Here is a 21,085-nt window from a genome sequence, read left to right as displayed (position 1 = left end):
AATACTTGCTCTTTCATTTTTTTCATTCTCCCTTCATTTGTTTTTTGTTACAAAACTCCTATTATACTAATACGCTTGATAGAAATACGATTAATGCTGTTAATACTACTGCTCCACTCGCTGATCCTACGAAGTCGCCTTTAGTTACTTGTAATACTTGCTCTTTCATTTTTTCATTCTCCCTTCATTTGTTTTTTGTTACAAAACTTCTATTATACTAATACGCTTGATAGAAATACGATTAATGCTGTTAATACTACTGCTCCACTTGCTGATCCTACGAAGTCACCTTTTGTTACTTGTAATACTTGCTCTTTCATATCTTTCGTCCTCCTTTTTAATAAGTTATCTATATGTAATTTCTAAGAAATGTTTATTTCATAGTTTTTATGTTAGCGTTACATTAAATTCAATAACGTAACGTTTGTAACACTAATGTAACATAACTATTATTACGTTGCAATATAATTACGTAAATTTTATTACACTTTTTTTACGTTTTTTTATAAACATCCTCAAAAACCTTGTTTTAATGCACTTTCTACTAAGTTTACGTTTGTAACATTCATGTAATATTACAGTCATATAACGAAACATACCCATACCTACCTCTACTTTTGTTACAAATTAAGATAAATCTTTCATTAAGAAGGTGGAATCTATCAAATTCTTACTGATAGTTCATACGAGATAAAATACAATCTTTCCAAGATAAGTTTATATGTTTCCTCTATATAACTATGTATAATAAAAACAAAGAGGTGGTCATTTTGAAATTAATCGCATTAGATATGGATGGTACGCTACTATCATCTAATCTTGAAATCTCCAAAGAGAACTTACAAGCTATCCAAACTGCAAAAGAAGCTGGTCATATTGTAATGATTTGTTCTGGCCGTGCGAAAGAGGATGCTTTAAAACTGTTGGAAGAATATAAACTATCTCTTCCAGTTGGAGCGAGCAATGGGGCAATTGTTTATGTGGATGGAAAAGTAATTAACTCGCGTTGTATACAAAACGACAAAGTGTACAAACTTGCAAAGTTACTAGAATCTGAAGGTGTTCCGTATAAGCTATATACGAATAAAGGAGTTTATTCTCCATATACATGGCAAGATCAAGTCATGCAAGCATTCGAAGAAAACAAGCATGCACTAGATGTTACACTTGAGGAACTTGAAAGAATTACAGAAAAACAAAAGAAATCAAACTTAATTACTGATTTCCAAAGAGTCGAAGATGTTGTAAATAATCCAGAGTTAGAAATATCTAAATTCTTCATTTTAACATTTAATGCAGAGCATCGCGCACAGCTATTAAGTATGTTACAAGAAGACACTGATATTATGGTTACAGCATCTGCCCCTACTAATTTAGAAATTATGGATAAGAACGGGCATAAAGGGAATGGACTGAAACAAATGGCAGCCCACTTTAATATACCAATTGAAGATACAGTTGCTATCGGTGACAATTTTAACGATGTACCCATGTTAGAAGTAGCTGGTTTATCAGTTGCAATGGGAAATGCTGAAGAAGATGTAAAAAAACTATGTGATGTTGTAACATTAACAAACAATGAACATGGTGTTGCTCATGCAATCGAGCAATTTGTATTGAAACAAACTTCATCTAGTAAATGAAAAAAGGACTCTTTCAACCTCTGAAAGAGTCCTTCTCTTTTATACATGGTGACAAGCAACAAAGTGCTCTTCACCAACATTACGGAATTCCGGTACCGTTTGTTTACAAACATCTGTTGCAAACGGGCATCGCGTATGAAAGCGACAACCCGAAGGTGGATTTGCTGGGCTTGGAATATCCCCCTCTAGTATGATTCTCTCTCGCTTCACTGTTGGATCTGGTATTGGCACAGCGGATAACAATGCTTTTGTATACGGATGAAGCGGGTTTGTAAATAACTCATCACGTGGCGCTGTTTCCACAATCGTTCCTAAATACATAATTCCAATTTTCGTACATAAATGCTCTACTACGCTTAAATCATGTGAAATGAACAAATAAGATAGTCCCTTTTTCTCCTGTAGCTCACTAAATAAATTAATGATCTGTGCTTGAATAGATACATCTAGTGCTGCCACAGGTTCGTCAGCTACAATAAACTCTGGGTTTAATACCATAGCTCTTGCGATAACAATACGCTGACGTTGTCCACCAGAAAACTCGTGAGGGTACCGGTCAATATGATATGGGGCTAAGCCACATAACTCTAATACTTCTATCACCTTTTCACGCACATTTTCTTTCGTCGCTAGTCCGTGAGCCAACATCGGCTCACCAAGTGCTTCTCCAATTCTCATTCTCGGATTTAATGAGCTAAATGGATCTTGAAATACGAGTTGCATATTAGGACGATGTTTTCTCAATTCTTCTTTCGATAAAGCGTGAACATCTTGCCCTTTAAACTTCACTTCCCCTTCCGTTTTTTGGACGAGACGTAAAATTGTTTTTCCTATCGTCGTTTTTCCGCTTCCTGATTCACCAACGAGGCCGAATACTTCGCCTTTATTAATAGTAAAACTTACTCCATCAACTGCTTTTACATGTCCAACCGTTCTACTAAATATGCCGCCTTTAATTGGAAAATATGTTTTTAAGTTTTTTACTTCTAATAATGGTTCACTCATTGTCCCGCACGCTCCTCATATAACCAGCAAGCTACTTTATGATTCTCATCATGTATATTCAAATTTGGTGCTTCTTCTTTACATACTTCCATACAATGCTCACAACGACCGCTAAAGTAGCAAAACTCATCCAAACCAACTAAATTAGGAACTTGCCCTGGAATAGAATATAGTTTATCTATTCGTTTTCCCATCACTGGTTTTGATTTCAACAATCCTTTCGTATATGGATGTTTCGGATTTTGGAATATCTCTAGTACCGGTGCTTCTTCAATAACTTTCCCACCATACATAACGACAACGTAATCAGCCATTTCTGCTACAACGCCTAAATCATGTGTAATTAATAAAATGGATGTTTTAAATTCCTTTTTTATTTGCCTTAATAAGTCTAATATTTGAGCTTGAATCGTAACATCAAGAGCCGTTGTCGGTTCATCAGCAATTAATAACTTAGGATTACAACTAAGTGCAACAGCAATCATAATACGCTGTAACATGCCGCCGCTTAGTTCGTGCGGATAAGAATGGACGATTTCATCCGCACGGGCTATGCCGACTTTACGAATTAACTCAATTGCTTTCTTATACGCTTCATTTTTACTAAGTAATTCATGCTCTCTTAACGTTTCTACAATTTGTTCACCTACAGTAAAGACCGGATTTAGCGATGTCATCGGTTCTTGGAAAATCATCGCAATATCATTTCCTCGTAAACTACGAAGCTCTTTCTCTTTCATTCCTAAAAGACTTTTTCCTTCATATAAAATGTCTCCGCCTACTACACTGCCTGATTCAGCAATAAGTCCCATAATAGATAAGGCTGTTACACTTTTCCCGCAACCCGATTCACCTACAACACAAACAGTTTCACCTTCTCGAACTGCAAAGCTAACGTGATTCACAGCCTTTACTGTCCCTTCTTCTGTCTGAAAGTGTGTTTGTAAGTCTTTCAGCTCTACTACCGCTTTACTCATATTCTCTCACCTACCGTCTCATCTTTGGATCTAACGCATCACGAAGTGCATCACCAAGTAAGTTAATTGATACAACTGTTATAAAGATTGCAAAACCAGGCGGAATCCATAACCACGGACGCTTTTGGAAATCAAGCAATGAGTTCGCTGCACTAATCATGTTTCCCCATGATGGTGTAGGTGGGACGACGCCGAGACCTAAGTAGCTTAGTGCGGATTCACTTAAAATAGATCCAGCCACACCCAAAGTTGCTACAACAATAAGCAACGGTAAGACGTTAGGAACTAAATGATGAATAATTTTCCGAGAATCCTTTAATCCTAATACATCTGCTGCTTGCATAAAGGATTGCTCCCGCAACGTTAAAATTTGTCCTCTCACAAGACGGGCAAGTCCTGGCCATCCTACTAAACTTAAAATAATCATTACAACATATAAACGGTATTCCGATGGTAATTTCCATTCTGATAAGATTGCTCCCATTATAATAAGTAACGGTAATCCCGGAATGGACATTAAGACATCTGCAACACGCATAATTAAATGGTCTACAATACCTCGATAAAAACCAGCAATTGCTCCTAATAGAGCACCTAGTATAACAGATAGTAGCATCGACGCTAAACCAATTGTTAATGAAATACGTCCTGCTTGCATAAGTCTAGTTAAAATATCCCGTCCCAACTGATCTGTTCCAAGCCAATGTGATAGGTTGGGTGGTTTATTAATTTGTGTTACTTGTACTTTTCCATCAGCATATGGTGAAAAGATTGGACCGATAAAACTAAATAAAAACATAAATATTAAAATGTATAATCCATACAATGCCATCTTATTTTTCTTAATTTTTTTATACGCTTGGCGCCATGGTGATGATTCGTTTCCCTTTTTCCGTTCTTTCTTTTTCTCTATTATTGGTGTAATAGTCTCCATATCTTTCCCCCCTTACTTCAAGCGAATTCTTGGATCAACAAACGCATATACAATATCCGCTAAAAAATTTGCCATAATTGTTAAACATGAAAGAAACATCGTAAAGGCCATTAATACCGTATAATCACGGAAGTTTAATGCTTCTAATTGAATGCTACCGATTCCTGGCCAGTTAAAAATCTGTTCAATAATAATAGCTCCTGAAAATAAACCTGGTAATTCAAAAGCGAGTAATGTAATTGCTGGCAAAATTGCATTTTTCAATGCATGTTTATAAATAACAGTTCTTTCTTTTAAGCCTTTTGCACGAGCAGTACGAATATAATCTTGCCTAATAACATCCAACATGCCAGTTCTAAAATATCGTGTTAACGATCCTACACCAAGAAGCGTTAAAATAAACACCGGTAGAATCATATGACGTAATACTTCTAATATGTATGCTATCCCTGTTGAGTTACTCCCAATATCAATCATGCCACCAATAGGTAATAACTTTAAATCAACTGCTAATAATTTAATTAAAAATAACCCGATAAAGAATGATGGAAATGACATTGCTGCAAAGACACCGATCGTTACCAATCTATCAAACCAAGAATGCTGCTTTGTTGCAGAAATAACCCCAATAATAAGAGCAATAATCCAAGTGAAAAATAAAGCTGCAACAGCAACGATAAATGTATTCCAAATAAATTTATTAAGTAATGAAGTTACCGGTTCTTGATACTGTAAAGAAAATCCAAAATCACCATGCAAAGCATTCACTAACCAGTGAAAATACCTTTCAATAATTGGTTTGTTTAAGCCATATAATTCCCTTAACTCTTGAGCTCTCTCTGGTGTTAACTTTGGATTTGAATCAATGTAATCCCCCGGCAAAAGTGCAAATAAGAAAAAAATAATAATAGATGTACCAAACAATGTAGGGATCATTTGAAGGAACCTACGAATGATATATGTTTTCACCTTTTGTCTCCCCAATCCTATTTACTTAAAAATAGAAGAACATTTTTTCAAAACAGCTACTATTCCCTTGCTGTGTGAAAAAACGTCTTCTATTATTTAGGTCAACCCTTATTGTTCAATAGATAACACTGGTAAGTTGGAACTGATGCTATCGTACTTTTCTGGATCAATTCCTTTTATACGTGCATTATGAGCATAAAGTAGTTTACGATAGTTTAATAAAATAACTGGTGGATCATCACTTAACTCTTTATACAGTTCTTTATAAATTGCTTTACGTTTTTCAATATCTGTCGTCCCTATACCTTTTACAATCAAATCATCTACTTTCGGATTATTATAACCCGTATCACTTTTTGGATTAGTTGATAAGTACTCACTTACAACTTCACTTGGATCACTAATTCCTGGTGTTGAAACTGCCGCTAAATCGTAGTCGCCTTTTCCTACTTTTGAAAGCATCGTATTAAAATCCATCAACTCTGGATTTAATTCAACACCGATTTCTTTGTAACTTTCTTTTGCGATTGGAATAAAGATATCATTTGTTTTACCTGTATTTGATGCGTAGTATGTTAATTTTAACTTTTGACCATCTTTTTCACGAACCCCGTCAGAACCTACTTTCCAACCAGCCTCATCCAATAATTTTTTAGCCTTTTCTACGTCGTGTGGATATTTATTAATACCTTCTTCTGTATATGCCCATGAAACTGGAGCAATTGGTACGTTAGCAACAGAGCCATATCCTTGTAAAGCTGTATCCACATACTTCTTACGGTCTAATCCATAAGTAAGTGCTTGGCGGACCTTTTTATCTTTCAAATACGACTTCTTATTATTTACATAGATATAAGCAATATCACTTGATGATTCAAGATTAATATTTGCAAACTCTAATCCTTTTAATTGGTCTATATTCTCAGGTTTCGCTCTAAATCCACTATAGTCCAGTTCACCTGTTTGGAATAATTGGAATCCAGTATCACCTGATGTGATTTTGTAAATAAAGTTTTTGATTTTTGGTTTACCTGCATAATAATTTTCGTTAGCAACAAAGCGTACTTCTTGACCTGGAACATATTTTTCAAATTTATATGGACCCGCTGCAATTGGTTGCCCATATAATGCTTTTAAATAGTCTAAACTTGTATTTTGTTTATAATCTTTTCCATAATAAGCTTTTGATAGTACTGGGCCACCTAAATTAGTTAGCGCCTGTGAATTAACCTTTTCAGTTGTAATTTTAATTGTCTGTGGATCAACAACTTGGATTCCTTCAATAGAAGTTGCTTTTCCTTCTTTATATTCTTTCCCGCCTTTAACAGCATACTGAGCAATATCCAATCCACCTTCATACGCTTTATCATGAAGTAGTGTTAGTGTAAATGCTACGTCATCCGCGGTTAAAGGCGACCCATCACTAAATTTTAAATTTTTACGTAAGTGGAATGTATATGTTAACTGGTCAGCAGAAATATCCCATTTTTCTGCAAGGTCCGGAACAGGTTTACTTTGTTTGTCTGTTGTTACTAGTGATGCAAAGATAACAGACGTTACATTTCCATCCCAACCATTATCTTGGAAATACGGAAGGAAAACTCCCCCTGGCTTAGAAATGGCTGTAATAAAAGTATCTTTTCGCTGATTTGCTTTCTCTGGACTTTTCTTTTTATCTGTAGCTGGAATTGATTCAATCTTAGCGTCTTTTAAATCCTGTTTTTTTACTGGTTCTGTAGAAGCCGTATCCTCCTGTCCCCCACAAGCAGATAACACAAGCGAACTACTCAGTAATACCGAAAATACACCAGCCCATTTTTTTGTCTTTTTCTTCATTGTCCCCACCCTAACTGTTTAATAGTTATACCCTTTGAACTTATAAGCTTATGTATGCCTCCCACAGCACATTTATAGCCAATCGGAAAAGTCGGTTTTAATCGTAAAAAAATAGATGTTTTTGAGGGGTAACAATCCTATTCCGACCTTTCCGGTAGACTTTATGGTTATTAGCTTATATCTTCCGTTATATTTTGTCAATTCTTTCTAAATAAATATTTTTAGAATTTTTACAAAATTATTGTTCTATCTTTAATTTAGGTAAACTTAACAAAATACCGTTATAGTTATCTTCTTGCAATCCTTGAATGCGTGCATTATGTGCAGACACAACTTTACTATTATTTAGGAAAATAACAGGCGGATCTTCGCTTAACTCTTGATATAACTTTTTATAGATTTCTTTTCGCTTTTCAATATCCAACGTTTCTAATGCTTGCTTAGCTAATTCATCTACTTTCGGATTATGGTATCCATCATAGTTTCGTTTACTTGTTGAAACAAACTCCTCAATTGTTCCACTTGGATCATCAATCATTGGCGTAGATACCATCGCTAAATCATAATCACCTTTTATTACTTTTGAAATCATCGTATTAAAGTCCATATATTCTGGGTTAAACTCTACACCAAGCTTTTTATAATCCTCTTTCATCACAGGAATCATCACATCATTTATTTTACTTGCAGAAGAAGCAAAATAACTTACCCTCAATTTTTGGCCATCTTTTTCACGGATCCCATCCGAGCCTGCTTTCCATCCAGCCTCATCCAATAATTTCTTTGCTTTCTCTAAGTTATAATCATATTTATTAATACCTTCTTCTGTATATGCCCACGAAACTGGCGTAATCGGTATATTAACGAGTGAAGCATACCCTTGGAAATACGTATCAATAACCTTTTGACGCTCTAATCCGTAAATAAATGCTTGGCGGACACGTTTATCTTTAAAGTATGGTTTCTTATAGTTCATTTTAATGTATCCATAAGAACTTCCTGTATACACATTAATATTAGCAAAACCTAAATCTTTTAATTGTTCAACCGTCTCCACGTTTGTTGTAAAACCATCATAATCTACTTCTCCTGCTTGAAATTGTTGTAGCTTCGTATCACCTTTTGTAATTTTATAAATAAAGTGCTCAATCTTTGGTTTTCCTTCAAAATAATTTTCATTTGCTACAAATCGAACCTCTTGACCCGGAATATATTTATCCAATTTATAAGCTCCTGCCCCTACCGGCTTTCCATACAACTCTTTTAAATACTCCAAGTGTCCTTGTTTATACTCTTTCCCGTAATAAGCTTTAGATATAACTTCTCCGCCGATTAATGATAGTGTTTGAGCATTTACCTTTTCAGTCGTAATCGTAATTGTTTTCGGATCAATGACTTGAATTCCCTCAATAGAGGTTGCCTTTCCTTCTCTATAAGCTTGCCCACCTTTTATTGCTGTTTGGCTTATATCAGTCGCACCACTATAAGTTGGATCATGTAATAACGTTAATGTAAATGCTACATCATCTGCAGTTAACGGCGAACCATCACTAAACTTTAAATCATCTTTCAAATGAAATGTATATGTAAGCTGATCCTCCGAAATATCCCACTTCTTCGCTAATATCGGAATTGGCTTTCCTTCCTTATCCAGCCCAACAAGTGGAGCAAAGATAGCTTGCGTTATATTACCATCCCATCCATTCTCCATAAAATGCGGAAGAAATATTCCCCCAGGACTTGGCATGCCAACTACAAAAGTATCTTTTCTTTCTTTTTCTTTTATAGGACTTTTTGCTTTGTCGCTTGCCTTAATAAATTCATCTTTTACTTTCGGTACGTTCCCAGCTTCATTTGTACTTGCTTCCTCTTGACCACATCCGGCTAGCAATACTGACACACTAAGACATGTAGACAGTACTCCTTTAAAAGTTTTTCGCATCATTTTCACCCTTACTTCCTTTCTAAGTATGTAACAACATAAACCCCTTACTGTAACTATTTTTATTTTTCCTATAAAAATAGTATGAATTAATTTCAAGATTATTCCTTTCCCTTAAACATGTCAATCATTCTCTTTTAATTCGTATAAAAAACTTAAAAATTCACTTCTATTCGTTCAGTATGAAACATAGAATACTAATAACCAATTACCAAAAAGGGGGCGAAAACATGGACAACCTATTCCAATACGTCCTGCACTACGTATTATTAACAATTATGATAGTCGGGGCACTATTACTATTCCCATTCTTCCCAAAGTTCGTCCTCTTTTTAGCTTTTTTTATTATGCTCGGGATCGCTATAATCATTTCAACAAAGGAAGATGCCACACAAAAAGAAAGCAGAGTTCAGCGTGTAAAGCTGTAACTCTGCTTTTTTTGTTCTCAATCATGAATTGCTGTTACATATACTTATGTCTCGGGAAATAATTAACCGATCCCAAAAGTTCCTAATACTATTTATGTTTCACAGCCCATGTAAATTACGGAACAAAGATTTATCAAACTTACTGTTTCACGTGAAACACAACTTTTATTTATCTCTTAAAGTAAAATATCAGTATAAAAAAGCGAATTCCCTTCAGTAAAACTGAAAGGAATTCGCTTTTTATTTTTCACTCCACAATATTCTCTAACTCATTATATAACTCCGCTCGTAACAACTCTTTCTTCGTTTTTTCTTCATACAATTGTTCAAGCATTTCAACATCAACTACATGTTCCATTTTACACTCAAGCGTATATATATCTTCTTCTACATGCATTAACTCTGTTTCAATCTCCTCAACATTCCTAGCTTCTTTCTTTTTTACAGGGGCTGTTTCAATACTTTTTCTTCCTTGGCGTTGCTGCTTTATTACTTGCGTCTCGAGCTTTTCCTCCCACTTTTGACGCGCCCATGCATAGTTACCTGCAAACTCAAATAATTTGTGCTCATCAATCCAATACGTCTTTTCAAATAACTTATTTAAAAAATAACGATCATGTGAAACAGCCAGAATCGTCCCATTATATTGTTCAAGAGCTTCCTCTAAAACTTCCCTTGATTCAATGTCGAGATGGTTTGTCGGCTCATCTAATATTAAAAAATTAATGTCTTGATACATAAGTTGCGCGAGTCTTAACCTCATTTTTTCTCCACCGCTCAGTTGTGTTACTTTCTTAAACACCGCTGGACCATAAAATAAAAACTTAGCTAATATATGTCTCGCTTCTCCCTCTGTTACAGCTACATATTCCCTGAAAGCCTCTAATACATTACTCCTCATATTTCCGTACGCATGCTGTGATAAATAACCAATTTTCACACTACTACCAATCCGAATTTCTCCAGCATCTGGTTCCAGTTCTTCTAATAATAACTTCAGTAGCGTTGTCTTTCCTGTGCCATTACGACCAACGATAGCCGCACGCTCTTGAAAACGAACATGTAAATTTGCTTCGTTAAATAAAGGGTGATCAGCAAACCCTTTACTCACTTCTTTCATTACAACAACATCTTTTCCGCTTCTCTCTTGCCCTTCAAACTGAAGTCCCATTTGTTTTCGTTCTAAAATAGGTTTCTTTAGTTTTTCCATGCGTCCCAGTGCACGTTCCATACTTCTCGCTCTCTTATGCAATCCTTCATTCGGAGGATTCGCCTGATTTGCCCATTCACGTAGTCGCTTTATTGCTTCTTTCATTTTCTTTATTTTCTTTTGCTGTTCTTGATAAGCCTGAAACTCGTGGAGCAATCTTTCTTCCTTTTCTTCAACGAACCGAGAATAGTTTGTATGATACACGTGAATCTCTCCATCTTCTAAATCAAAAATCTTTGTTACAACTTCATCAAGGAAATAACGATCATGTGAAATGACCATAACCGTTCCATTGTATTCTTTTAAAAATTGCTCTAACCATTCGACTGCAAATAAATCCAAATGATTTGTCGGTTCATCTAATAAAAGTAAATCTGGTTTCTGCAATAGCATGTATGCAAGGCTTACTTTTGTTTGTTCTCCACCACTTAACTCCAGAAATGTTCGAGGGAATAGTTCTGTCACCTGTAGACCATTTGCCACCTTCATAATATTCGCTTCTATTTCATAACCACCAAGAAACGCAAACTTTTCTTGGATTACTCCGTACCTCTCCATCAACTTTTGTAAAGCAGACAGTTCCAGTTCTTCCTCCATATTTTTTTCTAATGCACGCATTTCTCTTTCTAATTCCTTTTCTGTTTTAAAAGCAGAATTCAATACAGCATATACAGTCATACCCTCATCAAATTTCGGAATTTGTGCCACATGACCAATACGTGTACCTTTCTTCATATGAATGGTCCCTGCATCCAAACTTTCCATTCCAGTTAGAAGCTGAAAGATTGTTGTCTTCCCACTACCGTTACGACCAACTAATCCAACACGTTCACCATTCTTTATTTCAAGTGATATATTTTCAAATATGATGTTTCCACCAAAAGATTTCGTTATATTATTTACACTACAAATTGTCATTTTCCGTACTCCTTTCAATATAAAAAACCGTGAGAAAGAAACATTCCCCATGGTTTTCGGCATAGAAAAAGGAAGCCAAATAGCTCCCTTTTCACACGTTTATTAAAAATGGGTGAAGAGATTTCTATTGTTCAATAGCTACTATGCAATTGTTAAAAAAGGACAGACGTATCCCGTTAACAACTACATCATGAAAAATCGCACGACAAAAATAGATAAAATCTAAAAATTTGGCACGCGCAGCTAAAGAACATTTCATCTCATTCACCTCTTTCGTACGGAATTTAATACTTACTTCTTTATTATACTTTCCCATTTCATGTTTGAATAGTCATTTTTCTGAAAATAATGAAGATAGACTAAACATTTCAATAAGTGACATCAAATCTTACAAAACTGTTATGTTCACGTAATGGAAAGCGATAGTACGAAAAGATGCCTCCCTATACAATAAAGGTGTAAACAAGAGAGAGAACAAAAGGAGGAAACAATCATGACAAAAGAAATCGTAAAAGCAATCTTTGAGGTATTAGTGAACGGACAAGCAGTTGTAAAAGAACTAAACAAACTATAAAAAGGAGTGAAGGAATATGATGAACATGGTAAAAATGATTTTACATGCTTTAGTTGATGCAAAAGCAGTTAGCCAAGAACTAAACCAACAATAAAAAGGGGTAAAGGAATATGAAGAAAGCCATTGTTATAATTGCAAGTACAGCAATTGCCTTATACACAATAAAAAATAGAAAAAAGAAGCATAATAAAAATGATCTATATTATCCATACGCATTATTAAAGAAAGAATAAAAGACAAGGTACCCTGTTGTAACGAGGATATCTTGTCTTTTATTTTTCCTATTCCCTTTAAAGGATTTCCCTCTCCCTTTCCCGAATGTATTAAGCGGGATTTTTATACATATTTTAAAGGGGCATATATACAAATGGATACACAACAACTATACTTTTTAAACGATATTGGCAAACAAAAACCAGAAAGCATTCGGAATAGAAGCGCTACATGTCCTTTTTGTGACAGAGAAAATTTAACGGATATTTTAGCAACTGAGGGCTCAATTATTTGGCTAAAAAACAAATTCCCTACATTAAAAGATACATTTCAAACGGTGCTAATCGAAACAGATAATTGTGAAGACCATATTGCGACATATACAGAAGAACATATGAAATCGCTAATTCGTTTCTCCATTAAACATTGGTTAGACTTACAGAAGAATGAAGAATTCACATCTGTGATTTTATACAAAAATCATGGTCCATTCTCAGGCGGGAGTTTGCATCATGCACACATGCAGATTATCGGAATGAAATATGTAGACTATCTCGATAACGTAGACACGGAGAACTTCCAAGGAGTCATTGTACAAAAAAACGAACACATTGAACTCAATATTTCAGATCGTCCTATTATCGGTTTTACTGAATTTAATATCATTATTGAAGATGTTAGATGCATAGATGAATTGGCAAATTATATTCAACAAACTGTACGTTACATACTGACAGATTTCCATAAAGGATGTAGTAGTTATAACTTATTTTTCTATCATTTAAACGGAAAAATCATTTGTAAAGTTGTTCCTAGGTTTGTCGTCTCACCCTTATATGTAGGATATAAAATACCACAAGTTTCTACAAAGCTAGAAGAGGTGAAAATACAACTCGCGCAGTACTTCACGAGAGAAGAAGATAAAATTATTCATAAAAAAACAGAGTAGGTATAGAAAACCTACTCTTTAATCACACCTTTATTTCGATAGTACACATTCTCTAATCCGACGTTGTACTTCATGTTATTATCCGTCCACTCTGGCCCTAAGTTCCCTGGCCATCCAGATGTATTTGCTATATATTTTAGTAATGCAAAATCCGTCAAGCCTTTTTGCACCCCACGCTTATATCCTTTCATTAAATGCGGCATTGCAATTTGCGCATTTATACGTGGATCTTTCAGCTCATCATCAGTTAAATGATCTGGTGCAAGCCCACCACCACGATGCAATTGAAACAATCCGAATGAAGTTCCGTTATCTCCAACACTTCTTGGATTTAACCGACTTTCATGTTCGGCAATTGTAAGAGGTATCCATTCTGGAAGATTAACTTTCTTTGCTTCCTCTATAATAATTTGTTTCATCTGTTTTGCTTCTTCTGAGTCAACATAGCTTGTCTCATTCACTAACTTGCCCATTCCTTCAGACTTTCCTTGGAAATATAAGTACACCCCAAGAACAACTAAAAATCCTACAAAGAATTTCTTCACTACTTCTACCTCTTTCTCCGCTGAAATTTGTCCCCTTTCAGCCTTCTTCCCTTACAATTACCCACATTCTATCATTCTCTTACCCTTTTATCATAGCAAATAACTATACATATTATCATCATGCTTTAGACCGATTTTGTGAAAAAACAGCTGGTAAATACGTGCAAAAATGTAACTTTCATAGACTGAAACGCTTTTTTTGTATATAATTGTAAACTGAATTCTAAATATAAACTAGGAGAATACTAATATGAAAAAATGGTTGCTACTCTTATTTTGTTTACTACTATTAATTCCTGTCCCTATTTCCGCACAAAAAAACGAAAATCCAAAAGTCCTTATTTTATACAGTTCGATCGATGATCAAATTACAAATGATACCCAAATACTTAATACACAAGTAGGACATTTTACTAATAACATAACAATAAAAAACATAAAACAGTTAGCTGAAATAACTGATAAATCTTCATATACACATGTTATTTACATAGGTGAAAAACAAGAAGAACTTTCCACTGAAACAAAAGAATTTCTAGAAAATTTCTCAGGGCCAATACTAGTTTTAGGTCAAAATATAGAACAATTATCCAATCGTTTTTCATTTATCACACTTAAAAATGAAGATATAAACTCTGATACAATTGAATATCCAACACGTAAACTAAAGAATACATTAGAGGACGAACGATCCATTAAAAACCTTGATACAAATGGAACAATTCTTGCCAATGCTTTAAAAGGAAATACTACTTATCCATTAATTGTACAACAAAATAATTCTTATTATGTTGCAACTTCTAACCTCTTTGATTGGATATCTTATTATATTGGCGAAAGCCTATTTTCTTACTTTGAACAAAAGCCAACGACAAATAAAGTGGAAGCTTATTTACGTCTTGAGGACGTTCATCCAGCCGCAGATATAAATCAATTAACAGAAATTGCTGAATTACTAAAAGAGAAAAAGATGCCATACATGATCACTGTTATTCCTGTATATACGGATCCAGAGACAGGTAAAACACTACATTTAAAAGATAAACCCGAACTAGTCGATCTTTTACGCTCTATGCAAGATGATGGTGCAGCAATTATTATGCATGGTTATACTCACCAATTTTATGATAGTGAAACTGGTGAAGGTTTTGAATTTTGGGACGTAAAAACAGACCAACCAATTCGTCAACCGAAGCATGAAAAACCAAAAACAAAAGATGATTTCCCTAATATAGAGGCATATAATACATACATAAAAAAAGGGGAAGAATTTGAAGAAAAATATACGACTGATCATATTGAAAAAGGGATTCAAGAACTTGTAGATGCTAAACTATATCCTATCGCATTTGAAGCACCTCATTACACGATGTCTCAAAAAGGATATGAAATATTATCAAGGTATTTTTCAACTTATGTAGGACAACTACAGTTAAGTGATACAACTTGGAAGTCCATGCACTCTCCAGCATACAGAAGTACACCATCATTCTTACATGGAATGAAATTAATGCCTGAAACAGTTGGCTTTATTGAAGAAGATAAGCCACAAGCTATTGCAAAGATGAAAGCAAATGCAGTATCTGTTGCTAAATTATCTGACGGGGTTATTGGTGCATTCTATCATCCTTACTTAGGTGTGAAACCATTAAAAGAAGTGTTAAAGGACCTAGAAAGCATTCCAAACATAGAATGGATTGATTTACAAAAAGAAACAAATGAAGTGAAAATGAAAGATATTCATATCACTACTAATAAAGACGGGATTCACGTTGAAAAACCAACAAGCGCAAGTGACGTAATGGATTATATAAAACAATATGGATTCTTCCTTCTACTTGGTTTCTTCGTCATTGTCTTTCTTTTATTATTAAGACGTGCGAAAAAATTAGAATCCTAATACAAAACCACCAAGCAGAATGCTTGGTGGTTTTTTTAACTTAAACCAAAACGTGGCATATTATTAATAACCCATTGATTATTTTCATAAATAAATTCAACTTCTACTTTTTCAGTTACATTATCATAGTCATTATACGTTTCTACCTGTGCTTTTATTTTCTCATCCTTTAACTCGGCAGAAATAATTTTTGTAAATTTAGTTGCTGCTTTTGACCCTGGATCTCCAATAACATAGTGCATTTTTCCATTTAACTCTTTAATATACTTACTCTTCATATACTCTGCTATAAATGATTTTGAGAAGTACGTAGATAGCGTAGTCTCTAAATTATCTTTCTTATTATAAATAGGATTCACTAATTCCCCGTATGAAAAATCCCCTACTCGTTTTGGGTTTCCTGTTAGTGCAGCCATTTGAACATTAGTCAGTTCCTTCTGTGCATTCCATACTTTCTGTAACATAACGTTATCTGCTAGCTTCTTATCTTTTACTTCATTTGATTTCTTTGTATCCAGATTCATGATAGTTCCATTATCCGTATAGAGATACATATCTCCTGCTACAAAATATAAATAGGATTTAGTTGGTTCAACCGCTTTATTATAAATTACTTTTTCATTTCCACCATTCATTTTCTTCTTATATACTCCGTCCTTTTTTAAATAATAAAAAGTATCCCCTTTCACATTCATCTGCAAGGCATCCTTTACCAATAACTTTTCATTATTTTGTTGAAGGTCTATCTCATATATACCGTGCTCAGCTTCATTTGTTTCAAAAGGTAACGAAAAATCAACAACAGCATATAATTTTTCATTATTATACGTAGCACTAGATATTGTTGCATAATTTTCTTTTGACCAAGTTTTATTATCTTTTGTCACTTGTGTTCCACGATTTTTATTCCAATGTAGAATACTATCATCTATCGTTCGAGACCAACCGGAGTTTTGAAATGCAGCTTCTTCTTCCTGTCCCTTCTTCAAATCCATTTTTGCGATCCCTACAATGTCAAAACCACCATGCTCAGAATATTTTTTCGGATAAAATAAAGTTTGATCTTTAATATAAACATAGTTTGTATCCTCTTTTAACGTGTCTAACTTTTTGCTAGATATATCATACTTCATTAAAGAAGATAATCCCGCATTCTTCTCTTCATCCGTATGAATAAAATATAAAGCTTTGTTTTTTATATTTATGTAAGAAGCATTTACACCTTCTACTACACATTCCGAAGTCTGAAATTGATCTTTCGTACGATAGATGCCTCCTGTATTTTTATCACCATTTACCGCATAGTAAACCCATCCCTTACTCTCTACCATCTTCCCTTTATTAGAACTGTTTCCAACCGAATTCCCGTTTTTCTCAGTTTCTTTCATCTGTTTTTCAACTACTGGATCAATTTGTTCTTCCAATTTTTCTTGTGCTACGTTTGTATTTGTCACCTTTTTTTCCGATTCACACCCAAACATTGCAAGTGAAAGCATCCCAGTCATAATTGTAATAGCTATTTTTTTATATACTTTCCCCATTCTCCTACCCACTTCCTTCACAAAATTAAACACATCATGAATTATATGGAAAAATAGAAAAAATATCCATAAAAAAAGATAAGAGTAACACTCCTATCTTTTCAAATAAAACCGAATGGTATTTCCATATAATGTTTCTGTAACCTTATCAATAGATATGTTTTTTATGATACTAATTTCATTTAATACTTCTCTAATCATTCTTGGGTGCGTCATAACGTCCTTTTGAAATTCCCACGGCCCATCTGTTTCTACCATCATATATTCAAGCGGATAATATGAAACGATTTTTCTAATTTTCTCCTTATGTAAAACATCCGGTGTAATAGAAATATGATAACCATTCGTCATCATCCGTTTCATTGTCTCCTCACTTCCTTTAAACCAATGGAAGTGCGCACGTGAAACTTTATATTCTTCAAGTAAATCACATACAATGTCAGCATCTTCATAAACTGCGTGCAATACAATTGGTAAATCATACTCACTAGCTAGCCCTATAAATCTTTTCAATACAGCTATGTATGGATCTAGAGTAATCCTTTCATCTTCTTTCCTTAAATAATACGGTAAGCCTACTTCACCAATCGCTACTATATCCTCTACATGATCTTCAATTAATTTATAGATTTGCTTACATTCTTCTTTATGAAGCGGTTGCTCTGGATGAAAACCTATTGCTGGATGTACAAAAGGATATCGCTTTGCTAAAGATAAAGTTTCTTTACATGATTGATAATTCATAGATACCGCAATAAGCCCCTTTATCTCTTTACTATTTTCCACATCTTTCAGTAATCTACTTCTCTCTTCATCCTTATATTGGTCAACATGTATATGACTATCCATCCATTTCATCTTTATTCCTCCATAAAAAAAACAAGAAAGGATCTCCCTTCTTGTTTTATCATCTATATTATTTAACAATTAAGTTTGTTATGATATCAAATAATCCAATACATACTACGGCAACAGTAAAGTAGCTACAGAAATCTTTAATTGGAAACTTCACTACTTCTTCTTTAAACATCCCATTCTTCTCCCTTCTTACTATATCCCTAATTATTTTTATCTATTTGTATCTATTATGCAAAAAATATGACAAATTTACTATCGAATTAACTTACGTAAACCTTACAATGTTGTAAGGTTTATAAAAAGGGCCCCATCTACATACAGATGAGGGCTATTAAAAAGTAGTTGGTTTTTCATTCTTCATTACATTACAAACAGAAAGTAATACAGTGAGACTTTCTAATTACACTATATAAAATTCACTAGCTTTTAACCATCGAATTACATTACAGAAGACTTACATGTTTGTAAGCTATGTGTAATGTAATTCGATAGTTTCCCTTATCTATATTTCGTACAATAAATTTAGAAAGTAAGCCAAATAAGAAGAACACTCGCATAACCAAATCACATTGCTAGTAGCTACTCTTCTTATACCTTTCACTCATGCTACTACAATGTACCCCCTTCCCCTTTATATAATAAAAAAGCCTTAGCCCATATGGACTAAGGCTTTTTTACGCACCTAAATATACCCCTACCTAGTATTTTCGTTTTCGACAAAAAATAGGCAGGGGTATATTTTGCTATCTCATCGCTAAAAGTTTACTCTTTGCATTAATAGGAATATTTACAGCTTCAATTTCTTCAATTGACTCGCCGTAGCGTCCTTTTGCGTACACCTTTAATGCTTCATCTCTCTTTAACATATGCTTAACAGTCTTCTTTATTTTTTGTTCTCTTCCACGTTCGTCAAATGCAATAAATTCATATTCATACCACTCATCACCAACATGCTGACCAATTGTATTCACAACCGTATAGTATTCTTTCGTCTTATAAAGCGGATTATATTTATCGATAACTGGTCCAAGTTTCGTAGGCAGTAACATTACTACTATCACTAGCATCGCTATTATAGTAGTGATCATTTTTTTCTTCATAATAAACATTCCTCCTCTGCAGGATCTATATACATCCATTTTAAAAAGAAGGAATAAAATCTACTATTGAATCTCATTACATTACACTTACATTTTTGTAAGAATAAAAAAAGGTGAACGAATTTACTCGTTCACCTTTTAGCTCGCTTTAAAGCCACCACCAAGTACATCACGCACATCGTGAATAACAACGAAAGCATCTTCATCTACTCGACTAATAACTTGCTTTAACTTAACAAGCTCTTGTTTATTAATAACAACATATAAAACTTCTTTATTTTTACCAGTATATCCGCCGCGTCCTTCTAGTACAGTGACACCGCGTGTCATGTTTTTCGTAATAGCCTCACGTATTAGGTCTGGTTGATTCGAAATAATTGTAACAGCTGTTTTTGTATCCATTCCTTCTACAATAAAATCAATCACTTTCGCTCCGATGAATACTGCAACAAGTGTGTACATCGCTTTTTCTTGTCCTATTATAAATACAGAACCAGCAATTACAACGATATCAATAATAAGTACGCCTTTACCAACACTCCACCCTAAATATTGATTTGCTAACTGTGCTAAAATTGCCGATCCTCCTGATGTACCTCCAGCTTTGAACATACAGCCTAATCCGATACCTACAAACAAACCAGCAAATAAAGCTGCTAATAGTGTATCACTATTTACATGATACTCAATATGTTCTGTAACATATAAAAACAAGGATGTTTCTACAATCCCTAAAATTGTATAAACCATCGTTTTTTTATCAAAAAACTTATAACCAATAGCTAGTAAAACTGCATTTATAGCAAAGTTCACAATCCCTGGTGACCAATCAAATAAGTAGTACGTAACAACCGTTAAACCAATAATTCCACCTTCCGATAAACGGTTTGGAATTGCAAAGTAATTAATACCAATTGCGAATAATAATGAACCAATTGTAATTAGTGTTATTTCCTTTATACGTTGATTAACCATAGTTCATCCCCTCCCCCCATTTGACATTGTATCACTATCTCCTAGAGGTTTAGAAGTGGTTTTTATTCCTCATTTTTCCTCTTAAAGATCGAGATATTATGTTTAAACAAAGGGGTGATTAATTATTCACATTTGCTCTAACTGCACGAACAAATCGCTCCACATTCCCTTTCTGAATATGCTTAGCTCTAACCGTTTCTTGATTACAAGTAAACTCAAAGTACGGATAAAAATCTATGCTATCTATATGCAAATATGAGTACTCTTTAAATGTTGAAGGATAGTACGGAAATTTCCCGTAAAACAGGAGACGTCTAGTAGTGGCAACAAAAATTCCATGTTGATAACATAACGTGAAATTATCCTTCTCAAAGATCCCTACCATAAAGGCTAAAATCTTTTCGTCATCTTCTATATACTTTTTCATACTTAATAAAAGTTCATTCATGCATATCCCTCCAAATACTATTCTTGAAAAGAATCCATGGATTGTTACAAACCGGCTTAACTCCTTTATAAAGTATGAAACGCGTTTCCTGTCAAAGATATTTCAAAAAAACAATCCGTT

General features: G+C 34.2%; 21 protein-coding genes. 5 read left to right on the top strand and 16 right to left on the bottom strand.

Annotated elements, in window-relative coordinates; all coding sequences use genetic code 11:
- Positions 1-61 precede the first annotated feature (61 nt).
- Both ACYVEC_RS11435 and ACYVEC_RS11430 read right to left on the bottom strand, forming a co-directional pair.
- The gene (locus ACYVEC_RS11435; protein WP_000664237.1) at positions 62-169 is read right to left on the bottom strand and encodes a DUF3948 family protein; all 108 of its coding nucleotides are present in this window, start codon (positions 167-169) and stop codon (positions 62-64) included.
- A 43-nt stretch (positions 170-212) separates the two neighbouring features.
- Positions 213-320 (bottom strand): DUF3948 family protein, encoded by a 108-nt coding sequence (locus ACYVEC_RS11430; RefSeq protein ID WP_000664237.1) that lies wholly within the window; start codon positions 318-320, stop codon positions 213-215.
- A 450-nt stretch (positions 321-770) separates the two neighbouring features.
- Between ACYVEC_RS11430 and ACYVEC_RS11425 the strand changes: the two genes are divergently transcribed.
- Positions 771-1,643 (top strand): Cof-type HAD-IIB family hydrolase, encoded by an 873-nt coding sequence (locus ACYVEC_RS11425; RefSeq protein ID WP_063223583.1) that lies wholly within the window; start codon positions 771-773, stop codon positions 1,641-1,643.
- Between the two features lie 39 nt (positions 1,644-1,682).
- Here ACYVEC_RS11425 and ACYVEC_RS11420 read toward each other — a convergent pair whose 3' ends face one another.
- From ACYVEC_RS11420 to ACYVEC_RS11395, 6 genes are all read right to left on the bottom strand, one after another.
- On the bottom strand, positions 1,683-2,648 hold the full coding sequence (locus ACYVEC_RS11420) for an ABC transporter ATP-binding protein (RefSeq protein WP_460506479.1): 966 nt from the start codon (positions 2,646-2,648) through the stop codon (positions 1,683-1,685).
- Positions 2,645-3,625 carry an ABC transporter ATP-binding protein gene (locus ACYVEC_RS11415; RefSeq protein WP_063223581.1) on the bottom strand — a complete coding sequence of 327 codons (981 nt, stop codon included), beginning with the start codon at positions 3,623-3,625 and terminating at the stop codon, positions 2,645-2,647. The genes ACYVEC_RS11420 and ACYVEC_RS11415 overlap by 4 nt, the downstream gene beginning before the upstream one ends.
- Before the next feature lie 10 nt (positions 3,626-3,635).
- Entirely contained in the window at positions 3,636-4,559 is a 924-nt protein-coding gene (opp4C, locus tag ACYVEC_RS11410) for an oligopeptide ABC transporter permease (protein ID WP_098555344.1), read from the bottom strand.
- Positions 4,560-4,571: 12 nt separating this feature from the next.
- Complete coding sequence (locus tag ACYVEC_RS11405; protein ID WP_000860691.1) at positions 4,572-5,528, bottom strand: ABC transporter permease; 957 nt, start codon at positions 5,526-5,528, stop codon at positions 4,572-4,574.
- A gap of 108 nt (positions 5,529-5,636) precedes the next feature.
- Entirely contained in the window at positions 5,637-7,364 is a 1,728-nt protein-coding gene (locus ACYVEC_RS11400) for an ABC transporter substrate-binding protein (protein ID WP_063223579.1), read from the bottom strand.
- 238 nt (positions 7,365-7,602) lie between these two features.
- Positions 7,603-9,306: an ABC transporter substrate-binding protein gene (locus tag ACYVEC_RS11395; protein WP_063223587.1), complete on the bottom strand. Its 1,704-nt coding sequence runs from the start codon at positions 9,304-9,306 to the stop codon at positions 7,603-7,605.
- A gap of 230 nt (positions 9,307-9,536) precedes the next feature.
- Here ACYVEC_RS11395 and ACYVEC_RS11390 point away from each other — a divergent pair, with 230 nt between their 5' ends.
- Positions 9,537-9,734, top strand: coding sequence for a hypothetical protein (locus tag ACYVEC_RS11390; RefSeq protein ID WP_000369248.1), 198 nt, complete (start codon positions 9,537-9,539; stop codon positions 9,732-9,734).
- A gap of 247 nt (positions 9,735-9,981) precedes the next feature.
- Here the strand turns inward: ACYVEC_RS11390 and abc-f are convergent, their stop codons facing one another.
- Together abc-f and ACYVEC_RS11380 are read right to left on the bottom strand one after the other, a co-directional pair.
- A complete protein-coding gene (gene abc-f / locus ACYVEC_RS11385) occupies positions 9,982-11,862 on the bottom strand; it encodes a ribosomal protection-like ABC-F family protein (RefSeq protein ID WP_063223578.1) in 1,881 nt (626 codons plus the stop codon).
- Between the two features lie 124 nt (positions 11,863-11,986).
- Complete coding sequence (locus ACYVEC_RS11380) at positions 11,987-12,121, bottom strand: RAxF-45 family protein (RefSeq protein WP_286676867.1); 135 nt, start codon at positions 12,119-12,121, stop codon at positions 11,987-11,989.
- A gap of 425 nt (positions 12,122-12,546) precedes the next feature.
- Between ACYVEC_RS11380 and ACYVEC_RS11375 the strand changes: the two genes are divergently transcribed.
- Both ACYVEC_RS11375 and ACYVEC_RS11370 read left to right on the top strand, forming a co-directional pair.
- Entirely contained in the window at positions 12,547-12,669 is a 123-nt protein-coding gene (locus tag ACYVEC_RS11375; RefSeq protein ID WP_063223577.1) for a hypothetical protein, read from the top strand.
- A 134-nt stretch (positions 12,670-12,803) separates the two neighbouring features.
- Entirely contained in the window at positions 12,804-13,598 is a 795-nt protein-coding gene (locus ACYVEC_RS11370) for a DUF4931 domain-containing protein (RefSeq protein WP_063223576.1), read from the top strand.
- An 11-nt stretch (positions 13,599-13,609) separates the two neighbouring features.
- Here ACYVEC_RS11370 and ACYVEC_RS11365 read toward each other — a convergent pair whose 3' ends face one another.
- Positions 13,610-14,143: a transglycosylase SLT domain-containing protein gene (locus tag ACYVEC_RS11365; protein WP_060633079.1), complete on the bottom strand. Its 534-nt coding sequence runs from the start codon at positions 14,141-14,143 to the stop codon at positions 13,610-13,612.
- A 250-nt stretch (positions 14,144-14,393) separates the two neighbouring features.
- Here ACYVEC_RS11365 and ACYVEC_RS11360 point away from each other — a divergent pair, with 250 nt between their 5' ends.
- The gene (locus tag ACYVEC_RS11360) at positions 14,394-16,043 is read left to right on the top strand and encodes a DUF2334 domain-containing protein (protein ID WP_199677999.1); all 1,650 of its coding nucleotides are present in this window, start codon (positions 14,394-14,396) and stop codon (positions 16,041-16,043) included.
- 35 nt (positions 16,044-16,078) lie between these two features.
- Here ACYVEC_RS11360 and ACYVEC_RS11355 read toward each other — a convergent pair whose 3' ends face one another.
- The 5 genes from ACYVEC_RS11355 to ACYVEC_RS11335 all read right to left on the bottom strand — a co-directional run bounded on the left by ACYVEC_RS11355 (position 16,079) and on the right by ACYVEC_RS11335 (position 20,965).
- Positions 16,079-17,584 carry a DL-endopeptidase inhibitor IseA family protein gene (locus tag ACYVEC_RS11355; RefSeq protein WP_063223574.1) on the bottom strand — a complete coding sequence of 502 codons (1,506 nt, stop codon included), beginning with the start codon at positions 17,582-17,584 and terminating at the stop codon, positions 16,079-16,081.
- A 93-nt stretch (positions 17,585-17,677) separates the two neighbouring features.
- Positions 17,678-18,442 (bottom strand): TatD family hydrolase, encoded by a 765-nt coding sequence (locus ACYVEC_RS11350; protein WP_063223573.1) that lies wholly within the window; start codon positions 18,440-18,442, stop codon positions 17,678-17,680.
- 743 nt (positions 18,443-19,185) lie between these two features.
- Complete coding sequence (locus ACYVEC_RS11345) at positions 19,186-19,542, bottom strand: YxeA family protein (RefSeq protein WP_000728436.1); 357 nt, start codon at positions 19,540-19,542, stop codon at positions 19,186-19,188.
- A gap of 138 nt (positions 19,543-19,680) precedes the next feature.
- Positions 19,681-20,517 carry a YitT family protein gene (locus ACYVEC_RS11340; protein WP_000248049.1) on the bottom strand — a complete coding sequence of 279 codons (837 nt, stop codon included), beginning with the start codon at positions 20,515-20,517 and terminating at the stop codon, positions 19,681-19,683.
- Between the two features lie 118 nt (positions 20,518-20,635).
- Positions 20,636-20,965: a PH domain-containing protein gene (locus ACYVEC_RS11335; protein WP_063223572.1), complete on the bottom strand. Its 330-nt coding sequence runs from the start codon at positions 20,963-20,965 to the stop codon at positions 20,636-20,638.
- Between the last annotated feature and the right edge of the window lie 120 nt (positions 20,966-21,085).

Source organism: Bacillus sp. MN7755, assembly GCF_054771475.1.
The sequence above is the reverse complement of the archived record's forward strand: the minus strand, read 5'-3'. Positions and strand labels throughout refer to the sequence as shown.